The organism is Vibrio sp. E150_011, from assembly GCF_053544015.1.
In genome coordinates this window covers 1-17,423 of record NZ_JBHFOL010000026.1, presented here as the reverse complement: position 1 = coordinate 17,423, position 17,423 = coordinate 1, and the positions used below count along the sequence as shown (strand labels likewise).

Annotated in this window: 11 protein-coding genes and 1 pseudogene; 5 read left to right on the top strand and 7 right to left on the bottom strand. The window is 45.5% G+C overall.

Translation table 11 applies throughout. The features are described 5' to 3' along the window. Nucleotides 1-63: 63 nt before the first annotated feature. The 4 genes and pseudogenes from fruA to fruB form a co-directional block, all read right to left on the bottom strand. Complete coding sequence (gene fruA / locus ACE1OE_RS22860; protein WP_449212376.1) at nt 64-1,542, bottom strand: PTS fructose transporter subunit IIBC; 1,479 nt, start codon at nt 1,540-1,542, stop codon at nt 64-66. Next, nucleotides 1,530-1,818: pseudogene (locus ACE1OE_RS22855) on the bottom strand (PTS fructose transporter subunit IIB); the annotation flags it as partial. The pseudogene ACE1OE_RS22855 and the gene fruA, both read right to left, overlap by 13 nt. A 55-nt stretch (nt 1,819-1,873) precedes the next feature. Beyond that, nucleotides 1,874-2,857: a 1-phosphofructokinase gene (gene pfkB / locus ACE1OE_RS22850; RefSeq protein ID WP_449212365.1), complete on the bottom strand. Its 984-nt coding sequence runs from the start codon at nt 2,855-2,857 to the stop codon at nt 1,874-1,876. 9 nt (nt 2,858-2,866) lie between these two features. Then, nucleotides 2,867-4,000, bottom strand: a complete 1,134-nt coding sequence (gene fruB, locus ACE1OE_RS22845) for a fused PTS fructose transporter subunit IIA/HPr protein (RefSeq protein ID WP_449212364.1) — start codon at nt 3,998-4,000, stop codon at nt 2,867-2,869. A 449-nt stretch (nt 4,001-4,449) separates the two neighbouring features. On the opposite strand from fruB, the gene cra reads away from it, so the two are divergent. Next, nucleotides 4,450-5,445 (top strand): catabolite repressor/activator, encoded by a 996-nt coding sequence (gene cra, locus ACE1OE_RS22840; protein WP_449212363.1) that lies wholly within the window; start codon nt 4,450-4,452, stop codon nt 5,443-5,445. 140 nt (nt 5,446-5,585) lie between these two features. Here cra and ACE1OE_RS22835 read toward each other — a convergent pair whose 3' ends face one another. Next, nucleotides 5,586-5,762, bottom strand: a complete 177-nt coding sequence (locus ACE1OE_RS22835) for a hypothetical protein (protein WP_372061115.1) — start codon at nt 5,760-5,762, stop codon at nt 5,586-5,588. A gap of 318 nt (nt 5,763-6,080) precedes the next feature. Between ACE1OE_RS22835 and ACE1OE_RS22830 the strand changes: the two genes are divergently transcribed. Together ACE1OE_RS22830 and ACE1OE_RS22825 are read left to right on the top strand one after the other, a co-directional pair. Beyond that, nucleotides 6,081-7,085, top strand: a complete 1,005-nt coding sequence (locus tag ACE1OE_RS22830; RefSeq protein ID WP_449212362.1) for a LacI family DNA-binding transcriptional regulator — start codon at nt 6,081-6,083, stop codon at nt 7,083-7,085. Nucleotides 7,086-7,389: 304 nt separating this feature from the next. Then, the gene (locus ACE1OE_RS22825; RefSeq protein ID WP_449212361.1) at nt 7,390-9,984 is read left to right on the top strand and encodes a glycoside hydrolase family 3 N-terminal domain-containing protein; all 2,595 of its coding nucleotides are present in this window, start codon (nt 7,390-7,392) and stop codon (nt 9,982-9,984) included. A gap of 135 nt (nt 9,985-10,119) precedes the next feature. On the opposite strand, the gene speB is transcribed toward ACE1OE_RS22825, so the two are convergent. After that, nucleotides 10,120-11,046 (bottom strand): agmatinase, encoded by a 927-nt coding sequence (gene speB, locus ACE1OE_RS22820; RefSeq protein WP_449212360.1) that lies wholly within the window; start codon nt 11,044-11,046, stop codon nt 10,120-10,122. Then, nucleotides 11,047-12,957: an arginine decarboxylase gene (speA, locus tag ACE1OE_RS22815; protein WP_449212359.1), complete on the bottom strand. Its 1,911-nt coding sequence runs from the start codon at nt 12,955-12,957 to the stop codon at nt 11,047-11,049. Nucleotides 12,958-13,941: 984 nt separating this feature from the next. Between speA and ACE1OE_RS22810 the strand changes: the two genes are divergently transcribed. Both ACE1OE_RS22810 and ACE1OE_RS22805 read left to right on the top strand, forming a co-directional pair. After that, nucleotides 13,942-16,188 carry an alkaline phosphatase gene (locus ACE1OE_RS22810; protein WP_449212358.1) on the top strand — a complete coding sequence of 749 codons (2,247 nt, stop codon included), beginning with the start codon at nt 13,942-13,944 and terminating at the stop codon, nt 16,186-16,188. 146 nt (nt 16,189-16,334) lie between these two features. Further along, a complete protein-coding gene (locus ACE1OE_RS22805) occupies nt 16,335-16,820 on the top strand; it encodes a DUF3299 domain-containing protein (protein ID WP_449212357.1) in 486 nt (161 codons plus the stop codon). Nucleotides 16,821-17,423 lie beyond the last annotated feature (603 nt).

The following is a 17,423-nucleotide window of genomic DNA, read 5'->3' as shown; positions in this document are numbered from 1 at the left end:
CATACGCAGCGCTTAGAGTAGTAAACATAACGACAGTGTCTTGTTATGTTCGAAAGGTTTGGGTTAAGCGGTCGCGACACTCGTATTTTCAGCGCGACGCTTTAAGAACGCGTAGGTGAAGCCTGTCACTGCGGTACCTGCTGCAATAGCGACAAGGTACATTAACACTGGAGAAATCGCACCTGGAATCAAGAGCACAAATAGCCCGCCGTGTGGTGCCATTAATTTAGCGCCGACCAACATAGAAAGTGCTCCAGTCAAAGCGCCACCAAGCATACAAGATGGAATCACACGCATTGGATCTTTTGCCGCGAATGGAATAGCACCTTCAGAGATGAAGCACATACCAAGCACGAACGATGCTTTACCGGCTTCACGCTCACCCGCTTCAAATTTATCTTTAGCAAGGAATGTCGCCAGACCCATACCCAACGCTGGTACCATACCAGCGGCCATAATCGCCGCCATTGGGGCGTAGGTTTGAGAAGCAAGCAGTCCCACACCAAATGTATAAGCCGCTTTGTTGACTGGACCGCCAAGGTCGAAACACATCATACAACCTAGAATCACACCAAGTAATACGGCGTTCGCACTGCCCATGTTGTTTAGGAACTCTGTCATTGCAGACATGATGCCAGCAACAGGGCCGCCCACGATGTAGACCATCACCAGACCAGTAAATAAGCTGGCAACAAATGGAATGATTAATATCGGTTTAAGAGCTTCCATTGATTGTGGTAACTGCACTTTATCGGCAATGAACTTAGCGGAATAACCGGCAAGGAAACCCGCCACAATACCACCTAAGAAGCCAGCGCCCGTTGAGCTTGCTAACATACCGCCAATAAGACCCGGTGCAAGACCTGGACGATCAGCAATTGAGAAAGCAATAAAGCCAGCCAGAACAGGAATCATCAGGGCAAACGCACTGCCACCACCGATGGTCATAAGTGCTGCGGCTAAGGTGCCTTCCTCTTTAAATGCTTCGATACCAAATACGAAAGAAAGCGCAATGATCAAACCACCTGCAACCACGACAGGTAGCATGTGGGAAACACCCGTCATAAGGTGCTTGTAGACACCTTTTTTCTCTTCCGTTGCTGCTGGACTGTTTCCACTAGCATTGACGTATGGGGTGGCCTCGACGAAGGCTTTATTGATCTCTTGTTCGGTTTTCTTGAGTGCAAGACTGGTGCTTGTCTTGTACATTTTCTTTCCGTTAAAGCGCTCTAGTGGTACTTCGATATCGGCAGCAATGATGACAATGTCTGCGTTGGCAATATCTTCGTCAGTTAACTGATTTTTTGCGCCAACTGAGCCGCGAGTTTCAACCTTGATGTGGTGACCAAGGCGTTTTGCATGTGTCTCTAATGCTTCAGCTGCCATGAAGGTATGCGCAACGCCAGTCGGGCACGCGGTAATGGCAACAATGCTCTTAACGGCTGCGTCTTTTCTGTTTTCAGTGCTTGCATTGTCGTGCAATGAGATCGCTTGAGCGTTTTCTGTCGTGAGCACCTGCGCACTTTCAATCGCATGAGTCAAAAACGCTTTTGGGTCACTTGTACATTGTGAAATGTTTGCTTGGTAAACACGTTTGCCCACAAAACGTTGAGTATCGACAGGAGTATTTGTGGCAATCACAATGACGTCAGAGTCGTTCACTTGCGCTTCAGTCAGCACTTTCGTATCCATCACAGTGGAATGACACTCTGTGTTAGCGTCATGGCCCAGTGATTTTGCCGCTTGATCAAGTAATCCGGCTGCGATGATGCTGTTTGCTACCCCGCTAGGGCAAGCAGTAATAATTGAAATTTTCATAGATTCGACCTTTAGTTCCATTTGTCGCGTTAATTCAGAATTGTAAAACTGATGGTTAACGGCTCAGCTCTTGTGACTGTACTTGTTTTTGTAGGGATATAACCTCTTCTTTGCTAGGTACACCCACCCCAATTTGGGATACTGCCAAGGCAGAGAGTGCGGTAGCAAAGGAGAGCAATTCTTGTTTTGGCATGAGTTGCATGTGGCCCCAACAAAGCCCGGCAACTAAGGTATCGCCAGCACCAACGGTACTCACAACACGCATCTTAGGTGGCTTGGCTTGTAGCCAGCAATTATCGTGTAGCCACAATACGCCCTCAGCGCCCATTGATACCACGATATTGCTAATGCCTTTGTCTGACAGCGTTTCAGCGGCTTCCAAACATTGTTCTTGGGTGGAAAGCTCACGGCCAACAAATTGCGACAGCTCTTCATCATTAGGTTTGATTAGCCAAGGCTGAGAATCCAAGCCCTGTGCTAATGCCTCACGGCTACTGTCGAATAGGACGCGTTTGCCATTTTTCTGCAATGTCTCAATCCATTTCGCGCATTGTTCAGCGCTAATACCTCGAGGTAAGCTACCTGCAAAGACAAAATAGTCATGCGTTTGCATCAAGGTGTTCAGCGTCGTATCGAACTGTGAAATCGCTTCTTGACTGACTTCAACGCCAGGGAAGTTGATATCGCTGACATCACCTTTGGTTTCAACAAGCTTAACGTTAATGCGTGTTGATCCCGCCACTCGGATAAATTCGTCTTTTGCGCCAAGTTCATCAAAAAGTTGGCAGAAAAGCTCTTGATTGTCGGTGCCCAAAAATCCGGTTACCGTCACGTCTGCGCCTAAGTCACTCAATACTTTGGCTACATTGACCCCTTTACCTGCCGCGTGCAAAGAGCCTTTGTTGACTAAACTGACGGAGCCCTTGTTTAACGTCTCGAGACTGCCGGTTAAATCCAAAGCTGGGTTTAAGGTAATCGTCACGACTTTTGTCGTTGGCGCGAACAGAGCGGTATGGTTAGTATCGACTTGAATGCTCATGTTCGCTCCTTATCCTTCACCAAGGCCAGCAGTAATGGCGTTGCCTATTGCTTCCAGAGCTTGCTCTGCATCCGTCCCTTCAGCAGTAAACTGCAATTCATGGCCATGTTTTACGCCAAGAGCAATGACTTTCATTAAACTCTTCGCATTCACTGTTTTGCCATCGCCATTCAGATTCGAGACTTGGATAGCCGATTCGAATTTTTTCGCTTCAGCAACCAGCATGGCACCCGGACGTGCGTGCAACCCGTGTGCATTTTTTATTTTGAATACTGCGACGTTGCCACTTGGTACATCGTTACTTGGCAGTGCTTCACCCGTAAAAAACGCCAGTAGCTGTTCGGTATTAAGAGACAACAGCTTGTCTTGTTCTTGTTTGAAGACAACATCGGTGACCTTGTTAAGCATCGATTCGTGAGCATTATTGCAGGCCGCAAAAGCGATCAGCGCTTGAACTGGGGTGCCATCAAGTTCGCATTGGTTGATGGTAGAAACGAACGCCATGCCAGTGCGAGTGACGGCTTTGTCACTGCTGACAAGCCATAAGCCTTTACCAAGGTGAGTGGGTGATTTAGTGACAAGGTCTGCGACAAACTCCGCTCCAGCGCCGCCGGTGTTTTTCAATAGACCACCTGCAACCGCCGCCATTTGCAGCATGTCGCTGGCAGGGAAGTTCAGCTGGATAAGAGAGGCGTCAAAATCGGCTTCAAATTGAACATCGCCGTTAAGCAGCGCAATGATTTCCTTCTCAGTGGTGGCTTGTTTTAGTTTTTGTTGCACGCCATCCGCTGATAACACTTTTGTTAGTTGCTTTAAAATACCTAAGTGTTCATCGGACTTAGCCGCGATACCAATCGCAACGTACGCGATGTTACCGTCGCCCCAGTCAACACCATTTGGAAAGTGGTGTACGGCAACGCCAGTGGATTTAACGAGGTCGCGTGTATCAGTCGTGCCATGAGGAATCGCGATACCATTACCAAGAAATGTTGAGTTTTGAGCCTCACGGTTCAACATGCCTTCGACGTAACCATCTTGCACTAATCCTTTGCTGGTTAGGTCGCTAGCAATGGCCTTGATGGCATTCAATTTGTTGTCAGATGACTGGTTCAGTTTGATGTTATTGCTGTCTAATTGAAGCATGTTTACTTACCTTACTTATTCTCGTTCGGAACCGATGTTGCTGTTAATGTGTCGAGCCAGACGAGTTCTGATGCTTGTTCTTCTCGTCGTTGATTGCTGCTTAACAGTAACTGAATCGATTCAGCAAAATTTTAAAAAAAAACTCAGCAAATTAATGCTTACAGTAGGTTAATTACCGCAGTGGTTCACCGTTAGGGTTCTATTGTTATCATCGGCATAGACTCTATTACCGGTATAGACTCCACCACCGATTTAAAAATTGTTACCGATATAGATACTATTCCTCGAGTGCGTAGAGTATTTCTAGTCTAAATATAGGTTACTTTTCAAAACTGTGAACTTTGCTGAATCCTTTCAGCTTTAATACTGAACCGATTCAGCATATAATTCAACTTGTCAGTAAGGTTGGAATTCATTTATATGATCCATCGCACAGAAAGGATCGAGATATGACTTTAGATGAAATAGCAAAGATCGCCGGCGTATCAAAAACCACGGCCAGCTATGTAATCAATGGTAAAGCACAGAAGTACCGGATTTCTGAAAAAACACAAAAAAAGGTCATGGCGGTGGTTGAGCAACATAATTACCGTCCTGATCATGCAGCGTCGTCATTGCGAGCAGGGCATAGCCGTTCATTTGGATTGATCATCCCCGATTTAGAAAACTCGAGTTACGCGCGTATTGCTAAGTTGCTTGAGCAAAACTCTAGGAAAGCAGGGTTTCAGATCTTAATTGGGTGTTCTGATGACGATCCAGAAACAGAGAAACTGGTTGCCGAGGCTCTCATATCAAGGCGTATTGACGCCTTATTTGTAGCAAGTTCCATTACTCAAGCCAGTAATTACTACCTGCCTATTCAGCAGCGAGGCACGCCTGTTATCGCCATTGACCGTTCGTTAGATGATGAACATTTTAGTTGCGTCATTAGTGAAGACTTCGGCGCTGCGTTTGATTTAACCTCATCGGTGTTAAATAAGACCACGAACAGCATTGGCCTGATCGGTGCTCTACCAACGCTAAATGTTTCAAGGGAGCGTCAGCTTGGTTTTGAATCGGCGGCGAAGCAAGCAGCAGTGCCATTAATGGTGGCATACGGCGAGCACTTTAATCGCGAAGAAGGTAAACGATTAATGGAGGAATGGTTGAACGCCGATCAACTGCCGGACTCCATTGTGACCATGTCTTATACCTTGTTAGAAGGGATCTTGGATGTTTTCTTAGAGCGACCAGAATTGGCGAGTAAGGTAAAGTTAGCGACGTTTGGTGATAATCGTTTGTTGGACTTTTTGCCCTTTAAAATTAATTCATCACCGCAACAGTTTGATTTGATTTGTGATAGCGCGATGGAGCTTGCCTTGAATGCCGCCGCGAAACGATACAACCCCGGGGTAGAATTGATACCAAGAACGATGACAATTCGTCGAACGACTCATTCGTCTTAGCGTGAATAAAGCCAGATATACCAACCGTTAGAAGACAAACCACGGAAACCAGAGTGCCATCCTTTCTCTGGTAATAAAAATAAAGGCTATTTTACTTGAAGAAGTAAATAGCCTTTACCTATTGGAAATGACGCTGGAGATTACTGCTGAGCGCAGTTAATGTCACCGAGAGCAGTACAGATCTGTTTTTCGTGCTCCGCTTCCGCTTCCATTTTGTTGCCAATCTCTTGGTTGTTACGATTATCGTTTGGTGCGGCACATCCCGCTAAAATCGCTGCTAATCCTACTGCACATACCACTGCGAGCTTAGAATACATTGCAAACTCCTTGTTAATTTTGTTTACATAAACTTATCATCTTTATTCAAAGTGTTATAGACATTAATCGTATACACGGACTGAATGTTCAAAAATTAACTTGGTATTCAGGTTTATGTGACAATGTTAGGGCTCATCCGGGTCTCTTCGTGTCCTATAAATCTCGGATTAAGCCGATGGAATTATGCCTAAGCGGCTTTTTAATATTCAATGTATTCATTAATTAACGGCTAGTATCAAATTCTAACGTTAATTTTTACCTAAATACCCAAAATTCGTTATGTTGTTATCCATTAATGCGTAATAAGGTAAAAAGACATGTCCGTTCAAAAAGCTACGATTTACGATGTCGCTAAAACAGCCGGAGTCTCTGCAAGCACCGTGTCTCGATACCTGAATCGAACCTCCTTTATTGCCAAAGATAAAGTCGATGCAATTGAACTGGCAATTTTTGAGACCGGGTTTAAGCATAAGTCACGCAAAGCGGAACCAGAGACGAAACGTAACATGACGATAGGTGTCATTGCCCCGTCGTTTGACACGCCTTACGTGAGTCGTATTTTGTTTGGCATGGATGAAAAAATGCACAATCACAGCTACAACATCGTCATTGAAACCACGAATTGGGAGGTTGACCGAGAACGAGACGAGTTAGAGGACTTAATGCGTCGTCAGGTCGATGGCGTGATTATCATCGGTGGTGAACTACCTGAACGTGATATTGCGGCAATTATGGGGAAAACACCGACGTTATTAATGTGTCGCAGTGGTAGTGGCCAGCTACCCATGATTAATGTCGACAATGAGATCGGCGCTTACCTCGCAACGAATCATTTATTGCAATTGGGTCATACCAAGATCTTCCATGCGATGGGGGCGAGGGGAAATATAGAAACGGAACAAAGGTTGGCAGGCTTTAAGAGAGCAATGAATGCTGCGGGCTTGCCATGTGGAGAGGCAACTTGGATTTCCGGCAATTTTGAACCTCATGAAGCATGCCAGAATACACTCGATAAAATCGAATCGGGGTCGTCGTTTACTGCTGTTTTTGCGGCCAATGATCTGTCGGCATTTGGTGTGATCCAAGCATTACACCGTAAGGGCTACCGAGTCCCTGAAGATGTGTCTGTGATTGGTTTTGACGATTTGCCCATCGGTGAGTTCTTTATTCCTCGATTGTCGACCATGCGACAACCTTTTGCTCAAATGGGAGAAATCGCCATTCGGTATATGCTCGATTTGATCAGTGGCAATACGCCACGCTACGAGGTTCCACCAGTATCTATTGTTGTACGGGACAGTACGAAAAGTGTCGTATTTTAGCGAACATCGTCAGTATTTGTGCTTAATATGACGTTATGTGTGTCGTTGACTAAAATCAAATAATAAGTTTCATGGCAAATCATTGTTTTTATTGATTTTAAGTTGTTATTCTCTTCTTTGTTTCACAATGAATAGAGGGAGTGTGGTTTGTTTCTGAGTTTTGCTACGTAATCGGAGCACGGCAAGCGCCGTGTGACGTAGCGCACAAATACGAGGTGCGTTCGCTTATATTATCGCAGCAAGATTTGAGCCCAACACCTGTCACCCTCTACCGCCTCTGCGAGAGAACGTGTTGGCACCTTGCATGATAAACCCCAGGATATTTCAGATGACGACAACACTCCCTTATTTTTCTGATTGGCCTCGTATTGATTCGGCCATCAAAGTAGATCCAGCGATTGAAAAAGAAGTCGCTCGCATTGTTGCTCTTATGACCGTGGAAGAAAAGTTAGGACAGATGATTCAGCCTGATCTTCGAGGTGTAACACCGGAAGAAGCGAAACGCTATAAGTTAGGATCCATTTTAAATGGTGGCGGTGCTTGGCCGAACGAAAATAAGCGGTCACTGGCGCAAGATTGGGCAGACAAGGCCGATGAATTTTGGCACGCGACGGAGGAAGCCTACGCAGAGCGTCCCTTTAGAATTCCATTTATGTGGGCCACCGATGCTGTTCATGGCCATAACAATGTCTACAGTGCAACGGTCTTCCCACATAATATTGGACTCGGTGCAGCACGCGATCCTGAACTGATTCGCCGTATCGGGAAGATCACGGCACTGGAAGTCGCGGCGACAGGATTGGACTGGACGTTTGCACCAACGGTTGCCACACCACGAGATCTGCGGTGGGGACGAGTATATGAAGGGTATTCAGAAGACCCTGAGATTACCTATGCTTATGCGTCACAGATGGTGATAGGCCTACAAGGCGACCAGCACGAGCTTAAAAGTGAATACAAAGTGATTTCCAATGTGAAACACTGGGTGGGTGATGGCGGCACACTGACAGGTGTGGATCGTGGCGTCAATGCGTATTCGGAAGACCTGTTACGAAACATTCATGCAATGGGCTATTTTAGTGGCTTGGAAGCGGGCGCTCAGGTGGTCATGTCGTCATTTAATACCTGGGAAAATCCAGCAAACTACGATCATGATGTGACGGTCGGAGACCAGTACAACTACAAGATTCACGGCAGTAAATACCTATTAAACGATGTGCTCAAAGATAAGATGGGTTTTGACGGACTGATCGTGACCGATTGGCATGGCCACGCTGAAATTAATAAATGCACGGACGGAAATGCGACGTATGCGATTAACGCTGGCAACGATATTCTAATGGTGCCGGTTCATGAACACTGGATAGAAGTCTATCGCACGGCGTTGGCCGATATCCATTCGGGCGTTATCCCAATGACCCGTATCGATGACGCAGTCACGAGAATATTAAGAGTTAAGATGCGAGCAGGGCTATGGACAAAACCGGCACCCACGCAGCGCATACTCGCAGGCAACCAAAATATTCTCGGCGCGTATCCGCATCGAGAAGTGGCACGAGAAGCCGTTCGTAAGTCACTAGTATTATTGAAAAATAAAGACCAAATTCTGCCACTTGCCAAAGGACAAAAAGTGTTGGTAACGGGCAGTGCAGCCGATGATCTTCAAAAGCAATCAGGCGGCTGGAACCTGACCTGGCAGGGGGATGAAAACACATTAGAGGATTTCCCAGGTGCGACAACATTAAAAATGGCTTTGGTAGAAGAGTTAGGTGAAGATAATGTCAGGTTTGATCCGACGTTGGAGCAAGCGGTTCAACCGGGAGATATCGCTATCGTCGTTATTGGTGAGGATCCTTATTCTGAGATGATGGGTGACATTAAAGCCTGGCAAACATTGGAGTTTGGTCAACTTAAACGTAGTTACCGAGCTGATGTTGACAAGATTCATCGCCTACACGCCCTTGGTGCGAAGATCATTACGGTTTTTTATAGTGGTCGTCCCTTGTACGTCAATAAGGAAATTGCGTTATCGGATGCATTTGTTGCAGCGTGGCTACCGGGTAGTGAGGGTGAAGGCATTACTGATGTTTTAGTGGGTGATAAAGATGGCAACGCTCGTTATGACTTCCAAGGCAAGCTTTCGTACAGTTGGCCAAATAAAAAAATGAGTGCGACTGTGAGTCGTATCCCAACGCATATTCCAAACTATCAAGTCTCTGATTTTGAGCAAGATCCAACGGGTGAACATGCACCATTATTTGAATATGGTTATGGCCTGAATTATCAACATTCAGTGCAGACGCGCGATCTTGATAACCTTGAACTTGATGAAGGCGATAGTGCTGGTGAAGGGAAAGGGAATCAGGCACTAGAACTCTATGGTGTGCGATCGACCATTGGAGACTTTCAACTTCGCGTTGCAGATGCTCACCAAAATGAAGGAACGGAAGTCTCACGTAACAACCCAATGTCATTTGAGTCGATTGATACCAAGCCATATAACTATCAGCAGCAACAAGATGCGGTTGCCCTTAGCTTTAAAGGCGGGCTCGCAGCGGCGTTTGTTCAAACCAGTGACAGTGGTGTCGAGGACTTTAGTGGCTATGCTGTCGATGGTGGCAGCGTGAGCTTTGAAGCGAAAGTGACGGAATTACCACAAGGTGCGGTGTATGTTGCGTTGCAAAAATGGACAAGTAACGGTTTTTATCAAGAGGCGATTAAAATAGATGTCTCTGAACAACTTCAATGCTTAAATGAATTTGTCACGGTGAGCATTCCAAGTGAATACTTTACAAAGAAAAACGTTGATTTAGCCAATTTGGATACGCCATTTATGCTGGTGACAGAAAGCAAATTGTCGATGGTGTTGGCCAACGTTCGTTGGTGTCATCAATCTTAGAATGAATCATTGCTCCGTGTAACAACAAGGGTGGCGTGATTAGACGAAAAAGGGGGAAACTGGCGAGCAGTTTCCCCCTTTTTAATTTGTTAAATCAATTAACCAATAAATCAATAAAAAGTGGGATAGTATTCCCTAGGGTGTGAGAGGTTTTGAGGCGAACACGTACAAGAGTTCCAACGCAATCGTTGCGCCCGCTAATGCAGTAAGATCGCTCTGATCGTAAGGAGGAGACACCTCCACAACATCCATGCCGACGACATTGATGCCTGCCAAGCCACGAAGTATTTTCATCACTTTGTCTGAGTTCAAGCCACCACATACCGGTGTACCTGTACCTGGTGCAAAGGCAGGGTCCAAACAGTCGATATCAAATGTGATATAGACAGGTTTATCGCCGGTGATCGCCTTAATCTGCGCGACAATGGCTTCTGCACTCATATCATTCGCCTGCATAGCATTGATGACATTAAAACCATGCTCGTCATAGTCATATTCCGTACGGATACCGATCTGAACCGAATGCTTAGCAGAGATCAATCCTTCCTTTGGCGCATGATAAAACATCGTGCCATGGTCGTAACTGCTGCCGTTTGCATACGTGTCAGTATGAGCGTCAAAGTGAACCAATGCCATCTCACCGTGATGCTTGGCATAAGCACGCAGAATAGGGAGCGTGATGAAGTGATCGCCTCCAAGCGCGAGCATGGTTTTGCCTGCTTTTAAGATCTCGCTCGTTGCTGCCTCTAATCGGTACGTAAAGTCTTCGGCGTCGCCACAATCAAAGACAAGATCACCAGAATCAATGACGTTGAGTTTGTCGAAGGCGTTAAAGGTCCACGGGAATTTTTTACCTTCCCATGCCAAATTAACAGAAGCGCGGCGAATCGCATCGGGCCCCAAGCGAGCGCCGGGACGACCAGAGGTCGCCATGTCCAGCGGTACGCCAAGCACGACGACATCGGCGTCGGTTCCTATTGGATTTCTCACATAAGGGCGACGCATGAATGTCATGGCGTTTGAATACAGAGAATAATCAGTTTTCGTAAACAAATCATTCATTTATAAGTCCTCTAGGTAGGTATAGCCCGTTAAGCCATACTCTAACTCTTCTAAAATAAGGGCTTGTTCGTCGCGATCAATATGGCGCTCAACAAGCTCTCGATAATTACTACGGATCGCATCGACATCAATGTGAACGTAACGCATCATGTCCTCGACGGTGTCACCAAGGTCAATCGTAGCGAAATCAATGTCACCGCTGTCGGTTATATTGACCACCGCACTGTGGGTATCGCCGAACAAGTTATGCATGTCACCAAGAATTTCTTGATACGCACCGACCAAGAAAAAGCCCATTAGATATGGCTGGTCCTTGTCCCATGCGGGCACGGGTAACGTCGATTCGATGCCTTGACCATCCACATATTGTTCAATCGTCCCATCAGAATCGCACGTGATATCGAGCATGATGGCACGTGTTTGTTCTTCTCTGTCGAGCCCAGAAAGGGGCAGAACAGGGAAGACCTGATCAATCCCCCAAGCGTCTGGTAACGACTGGAACAATGAAAAGTTCACAAAAAACTTATCAGCAAGCCGTTCATTCAACTCGTCTAGGATCGGGCGATGGAAACGATTTTTGTTGTCCATTTGTTGGTGCAGTTCGCCATAGATACTCAAGCTGAGTTGCTCTACCCAAGCACGTTGATGTAGATCGACAACACCCGTTGCAAACAGAGCTTGTGTTTCGAGCAGGTCACTTTGCGTATCATTGTAAATCTCAATTAAGGCTCGCGCGTCGGTACCCGACTTCAAGTTCTGCCAGTTGTGCCACATGTTTTGTAGCAAAATAGGCGAGTCGTTGCTTGGTGCTTGCGCTTGCTCAGTCGTATAGCTTTCCGTTCCGATGACGTTCGTAATCAGCACCGCATGATGCGCGGTTAACGAGCGACCTGACTCTGAAATAATGACCGGTGCAGCTTCGTCGTATAGTGCACAAACGTCGCCAATTGTGCTGACAATATTACGTGCGTACTCAGCAAGGCCATAATTCATTGAACTGCTGGATTGGCTACGTGTTCCGTCATAGTCCACCGCCAAACCACCTCCGACATCGAAGTAGGCAATCGGCACGGACATTTTTCGTAATTCACAGTAAAAACGAGCGGATTCGTTAACGCCATTACGTACGTCGCGAATGTTCGCCATTTGTGAACCTAGATGAAAATGCACCAGCTGCAGCATATCCAATTGGTCTTCACGCTTTAGACGCTCTACAACTTGCAATACTTGAGAAGCCGAAAGCCCAAATTTTGACTTGTCACCGCCGCTTGATTGCCATTTACCTGCGCCTTGTGAAGACAGTCGGATCCGTAAACCAATACGTGGCTTTACGTTCAAGCTGCGCGCTTCTCTTAAAACGGTATCAAGCTCTGATAACTTCTCCAATACGATGAAGACTTTGTGGCCAAGCTTCTCACCGATTAGCGCTAACCGAATGTATTCACGGTCTTTGTAACCATTACAAACTATCACTGAGCTAGCACGCTGCGCCATCGCAAGTACAGCAAGCAGTTCAGGTTTGCTGCCTGCTTCAAGCCCGAGCTGTTTTGTTTCTGCTTCTGCTTGGCTCGCTAGAATCTGTTCAACCACGTCTTTTTGTTGATTCACCTTAATTGGGTAAACCAGTAAGTAATCATTGTCGTAACCATAGTCATTGATCGCTTGGTTGAAAGCGTCGCAGATACCATGCACGCGTTGGTGGATGATCTGTGGAAAGCGAACCAATGCCGGCAATGTCAGCCCTTTGTCTTCTAAAGCCTTAGCAATGCGAGTCAACGGTACAGGGTGCTGAGCGTCTTGACGTGGTGAGACATAAACATCGCCATCATCGTTGATGCCAAAGAAGTTTTGGCTCCAGTGTTGAACGTTGTAGTTGGCACGAACATGGTCAAGTTTTGAAGTGTTAGTCACGGCTTGTTTACCTAAGCAATAGGTTTTACTAATCTTTCTCGATTGGATAATGAATATTAGCGTTAACCCGAAAAATTAAACCCCGTGATTGTCTTCCTTGATGGTCACGAAACACCTCTTGAAGGGCTAAGTTGTGGAGTAAACGCCCTCAAGAGTCGCACGCATTAACGGATAAAACGGCGTCTGAGTCTAATGAAAGATTTTTGTCGATACGATAACCGTTTATTGTTGTTAAAAGAGGGGACTATGTAGTTGATTTTACGTGGCTTGACGGGGAGGTTAATGTTCAAGATAGACTAAAACCAAAGAGCAAAATATGTTGGGGGTAAAAAGGCCAATGGTTGGGTAATATTAATTGTTTAGCCAAGTCGTTAGGCTATTATCCTAGTGGAAATGATGGTCTCCTAAAGCGTAAGGCTTACTTAAAATAGAAACGAATTGCCCCAGAATAGGTTCACGATGCGCTGATGAAGATCCCCTTTTTCAAGGGGATGACGGGCATTTTGATTTATTCTGCGCTGACGAAGACTGAGCTGGTACGCTTGTGAACAAAAGTTCTCCTTAATCAGCAACCAAAACATCCAATAATTCGTTATTCCTTTGAAGAAAGGCATCTACCGTCAGCGCTCACGGAACTAAGTTACTTCCCGCACAGTGAAGCTCATTTTTGGACAAAACTTTCTTAGAGTAATCCCTTAATTAGAGAAATTCGGATAATTTTTGGTATCGGAAAGTCGCTTAGTTCTGCTGGCGTAGATCTGCTTACCTTTCGTCAGCACATTAAAATCAAGGGTGACTTTTGTCATTTTTGAGGCTGAGAAGGAGCTCGTTAATTGCTCAGTCAACAGCTTATGTTGGTAAATTCAGGGCGGATTTTGAAAGTTTCATATGCAATTCAATAAACTGCAATAAAACTTAAGCATCGCTTTCATATTTCACGACTAATTTCTTTCACACCCGAAATAAATTAGGAAATGTGCAAAAATGAAATTCTTTCACAACAGTCCACTTGTATTGTCAGCAATGACACTGGCGATACTTTCCGGCTGTAACGAAACTAAGACTGAATACGTAGACAGAGAAATTGCTGAAAGTATCGATTCTGGCCCATACGGTTGTACTGACGCTGAAATAGCAGAAGCGCCCAATAAAGATTGTCGTCTCTACATTAAAGGTTCGATGAACAGCTGGTCTGCACCACCTGAAGCACAGTTCCATTATCAAGGCGACGGGATGCACATAGCGCTGTTTAAAATGGAGTCAGGAAGTTATTCCTTCAAACTTTCCGACCCTGACTGGAGTGAAGAGCGTGACCTCGCGATATCGAAAGAACAAGATAGCTCGGTAACCACTGACATGTTGTATGAACTTCAACGAAAATATGACGAGTTTGAAAACCAAAACATGGATATTGCTGTTGATGGCCAAGACCAAACCTTTAAGTTCTCCCTTGACGCGAGCTCTGGCATCAACAACCCAACTCTTTATATTGAAAACATCACGGACTCTGACGTTGATGCGCTAACCAGCCCTGTCTATCTCTCTGGTAATTTTAACTATTGGGATACACCTGACGCTTATCAGTTTGACTATGTGGGTGCCGGCAACTACCAAGTAACAGTGTCTTTCGAGCAAGACCAAGATATCCAATTCAATTTAGTACAAAACGTTGACGGCAATGAATTGGTTTATGGCGCACTAAAAAATCAGCTCATCGATCTAAAAGAAGGCGCTTCGGCACTGACCACCTATCCTGGTGGCGTGATGCATTCTTCTGTCCTGGCAGGTACTTACGTTTTTGGTATCTCAACGTTGGGTGATGGACAACTCGCCGTGCCAGTATCAATGTCTAAAGTTCGTGCTAACTCGGGTTATGACAAGGTTACTGCTATTGATACACCGATCAATCTTGGTGCCGATGGTAGCACGCATGTGGTGAACTACGACTGGCAAACCGACTCAAGCTCTGTTGGTGTTGATTTACAAGATGACACAAGACATGACAACGAGCAGTTTCGTCAAATCGCCACCGCCGATTCGCAAGGCCGTTACCAAGTCACACTGACCACCAACAAAGGACTTGATTCTGAATCCGTCGATCAACACGATGTTGATGTGGTTGAGATGACACCAACAAACAATGTGATTCTAATGATTGGCGATGGTATGGGTTACGCACAGCTTGATGTAACACGTGCTTTCAATGGTGAGTCGTTGTTTATGGATTCAGCATCTCATGTCGGTCAAATTCATACAGCGAGTGCTGATACGCTCGGTTATGAAAAGTTGGCTGGACTTGGTATGCAGTACTATACCGATTCAGCGGCAGCGGCAACAGCGATGTCTACTGGTGTAAAAGTGGTCTCTGGTACGATTGCACAGGCACGTCCTGGTGATGGTTCAGACTTAGAAACCATACTTGAAACGGCACAGAAGTTGGGTAAATCTGTGGGTGTTGTTGCAACCTCTCACTGTGTGCATGCAACCCCAGCGGCCTTCGTTGCCCATGGTCCAAATCGAAACGAATTCAAAGATCTTTCTGAAAGCATGTTTGGTGATGTTCAACCAAACCTTGCTCTTTGTGGTAGTAAACAGGTCAAAGACGTTGATGTTATAAGCGAAGCGGCTAAAGACAACGGTTACACCGTAGTAAAAACTCGTACTGATATGTTAGCAGCCGTAGAAGCACTCCCAGAGCAAGATCCTGATGCTTCAATCAAGTTCGCAGCTATCTTTGGTGAAGACGAAATCCCATACGTCTTGCCAACCGAGTATCAAGCGGAACAAGGATGGAGCTACGAAGAGCTAGATATTCCTCATGTTGAAGAAATGACGCGAGTCGCGATTGATATCTTATCGCGTAATCCGAATGGCTTCTTCTTAATGGTTGAAGGTTCACAAATTGATTTTGCTGGTCATATCAATGATGAAGAGCGCATGATTCATGAAACGATTAAGTTCGATGACTCAGTAAAAAGTGCGGTTGACTGGGCTGAGACTCGCGACGATACGATGGTGATTGTGACTGCAGACCACGAAACAGGTGGTTTAGAGCTGCTTAAAACCAATGGTGCTGGTGAAGTACCGGAAGTGAGCTGGTTGTGGGGTAACCACACGAATGTACCAGTGCCAATGATGGCATGGGGTGTTAACAGCGAAGTTGTTCATGGTCGCTCGGTCGATAACACCTCAGTACACAGCATTATGCACGGTGCTTTCTCTTCTAATTAATCGCGTGTCAGTGAATAGCCTGTCTATATAGATAGAGAATTTACGCGCAGTCAGTATCGGCGCAGTAGACGCCGCTACTGACCGTATTTATGAGAAATTCGTTTTACTACGCTTTCGAGGTGCCTCTGAAATACGGGGCCTTTTTTATGAAAAAAATGATCAACTCCTTTGTCGTGCTTGGCCTGATATTCAGCCACACGATACACGCCGAGCAAGCAATTTTATCTTGGCTTGATATGGTTCCAATTGAAGAACGTCACTCGTCAACGCCAGTGAGCGTTAACCACGAAGAATCGTTAGATGCTCGTGCACCACAAAGTCTTGTCGGTAAAACAATCACTGCCTTAAATAATACAGAGCAACGTATTGCCGGTTTTGTTGTGCCTTTAGAAATTAACGGAAACAAGATTGAGTCATTCTTATTGGTGCCTTTCTTTGGCGCTTGTTTGCACGTTCCCCCACCACCGCCTAACCAAATTGTGTATGTTGAACAAACGATTGACTACATAGACCCGTGGGAGCCCATTGTGATCGACGGTATCCTTAAAGTTGCGGCTCAGCAACAACAAGAGATCAGCAGTGGCTACCAGCTTGTCCCAAGTGGCGGCATTCAGTTATTGAAAACGTTATAAATACAAATTCACTATACTCAGTTAACTTGAATGTACTCGATAGAACACCTGAAAAACATCATCAATTCTAGACGTCAGTGAGCGTGCAATTTCCTGTTTCTGGCGGAGTCAAAGTAAAAATGGTTTATAGCCGCGTTGAAATCCTGCTTACTTTTGAACTTAACAACCACCGACTAAAGTAGGTGGTTTAGTATTATGGGCTGAAAGCTAATTACTATCGGCTTACTCTTCTTTTGACGATATTCTAGCGCTTTATCTGCGGATAACGTGGCTTTTCGAATACGCTTTCATGCTGATACAGCTGAGCTATCAAGTCGAGTGCATGCTGAGTTAGATGGGTAGCGTCTGTTCCAGTTGTTACATAGAAAGATTGGTGTCTAATTCAAACTATCAAGATTCTGGACAAAAACGGTTTAGTTTCCTTTTTCCTCCAACTAACAACATTCGTCATTCTCACGAAAGTGAGGATCTCACAAAGCGCGTAGACAATTGAAAAAATTCGATTAAGTTAAGTACATCGAGTTCGCAACGCGCTGAATGAGATCCCCTTTTTCAAGGGGATGACGGTTCTTGTGCTTGGTTTGAAACAAAAAATGGGGCAGA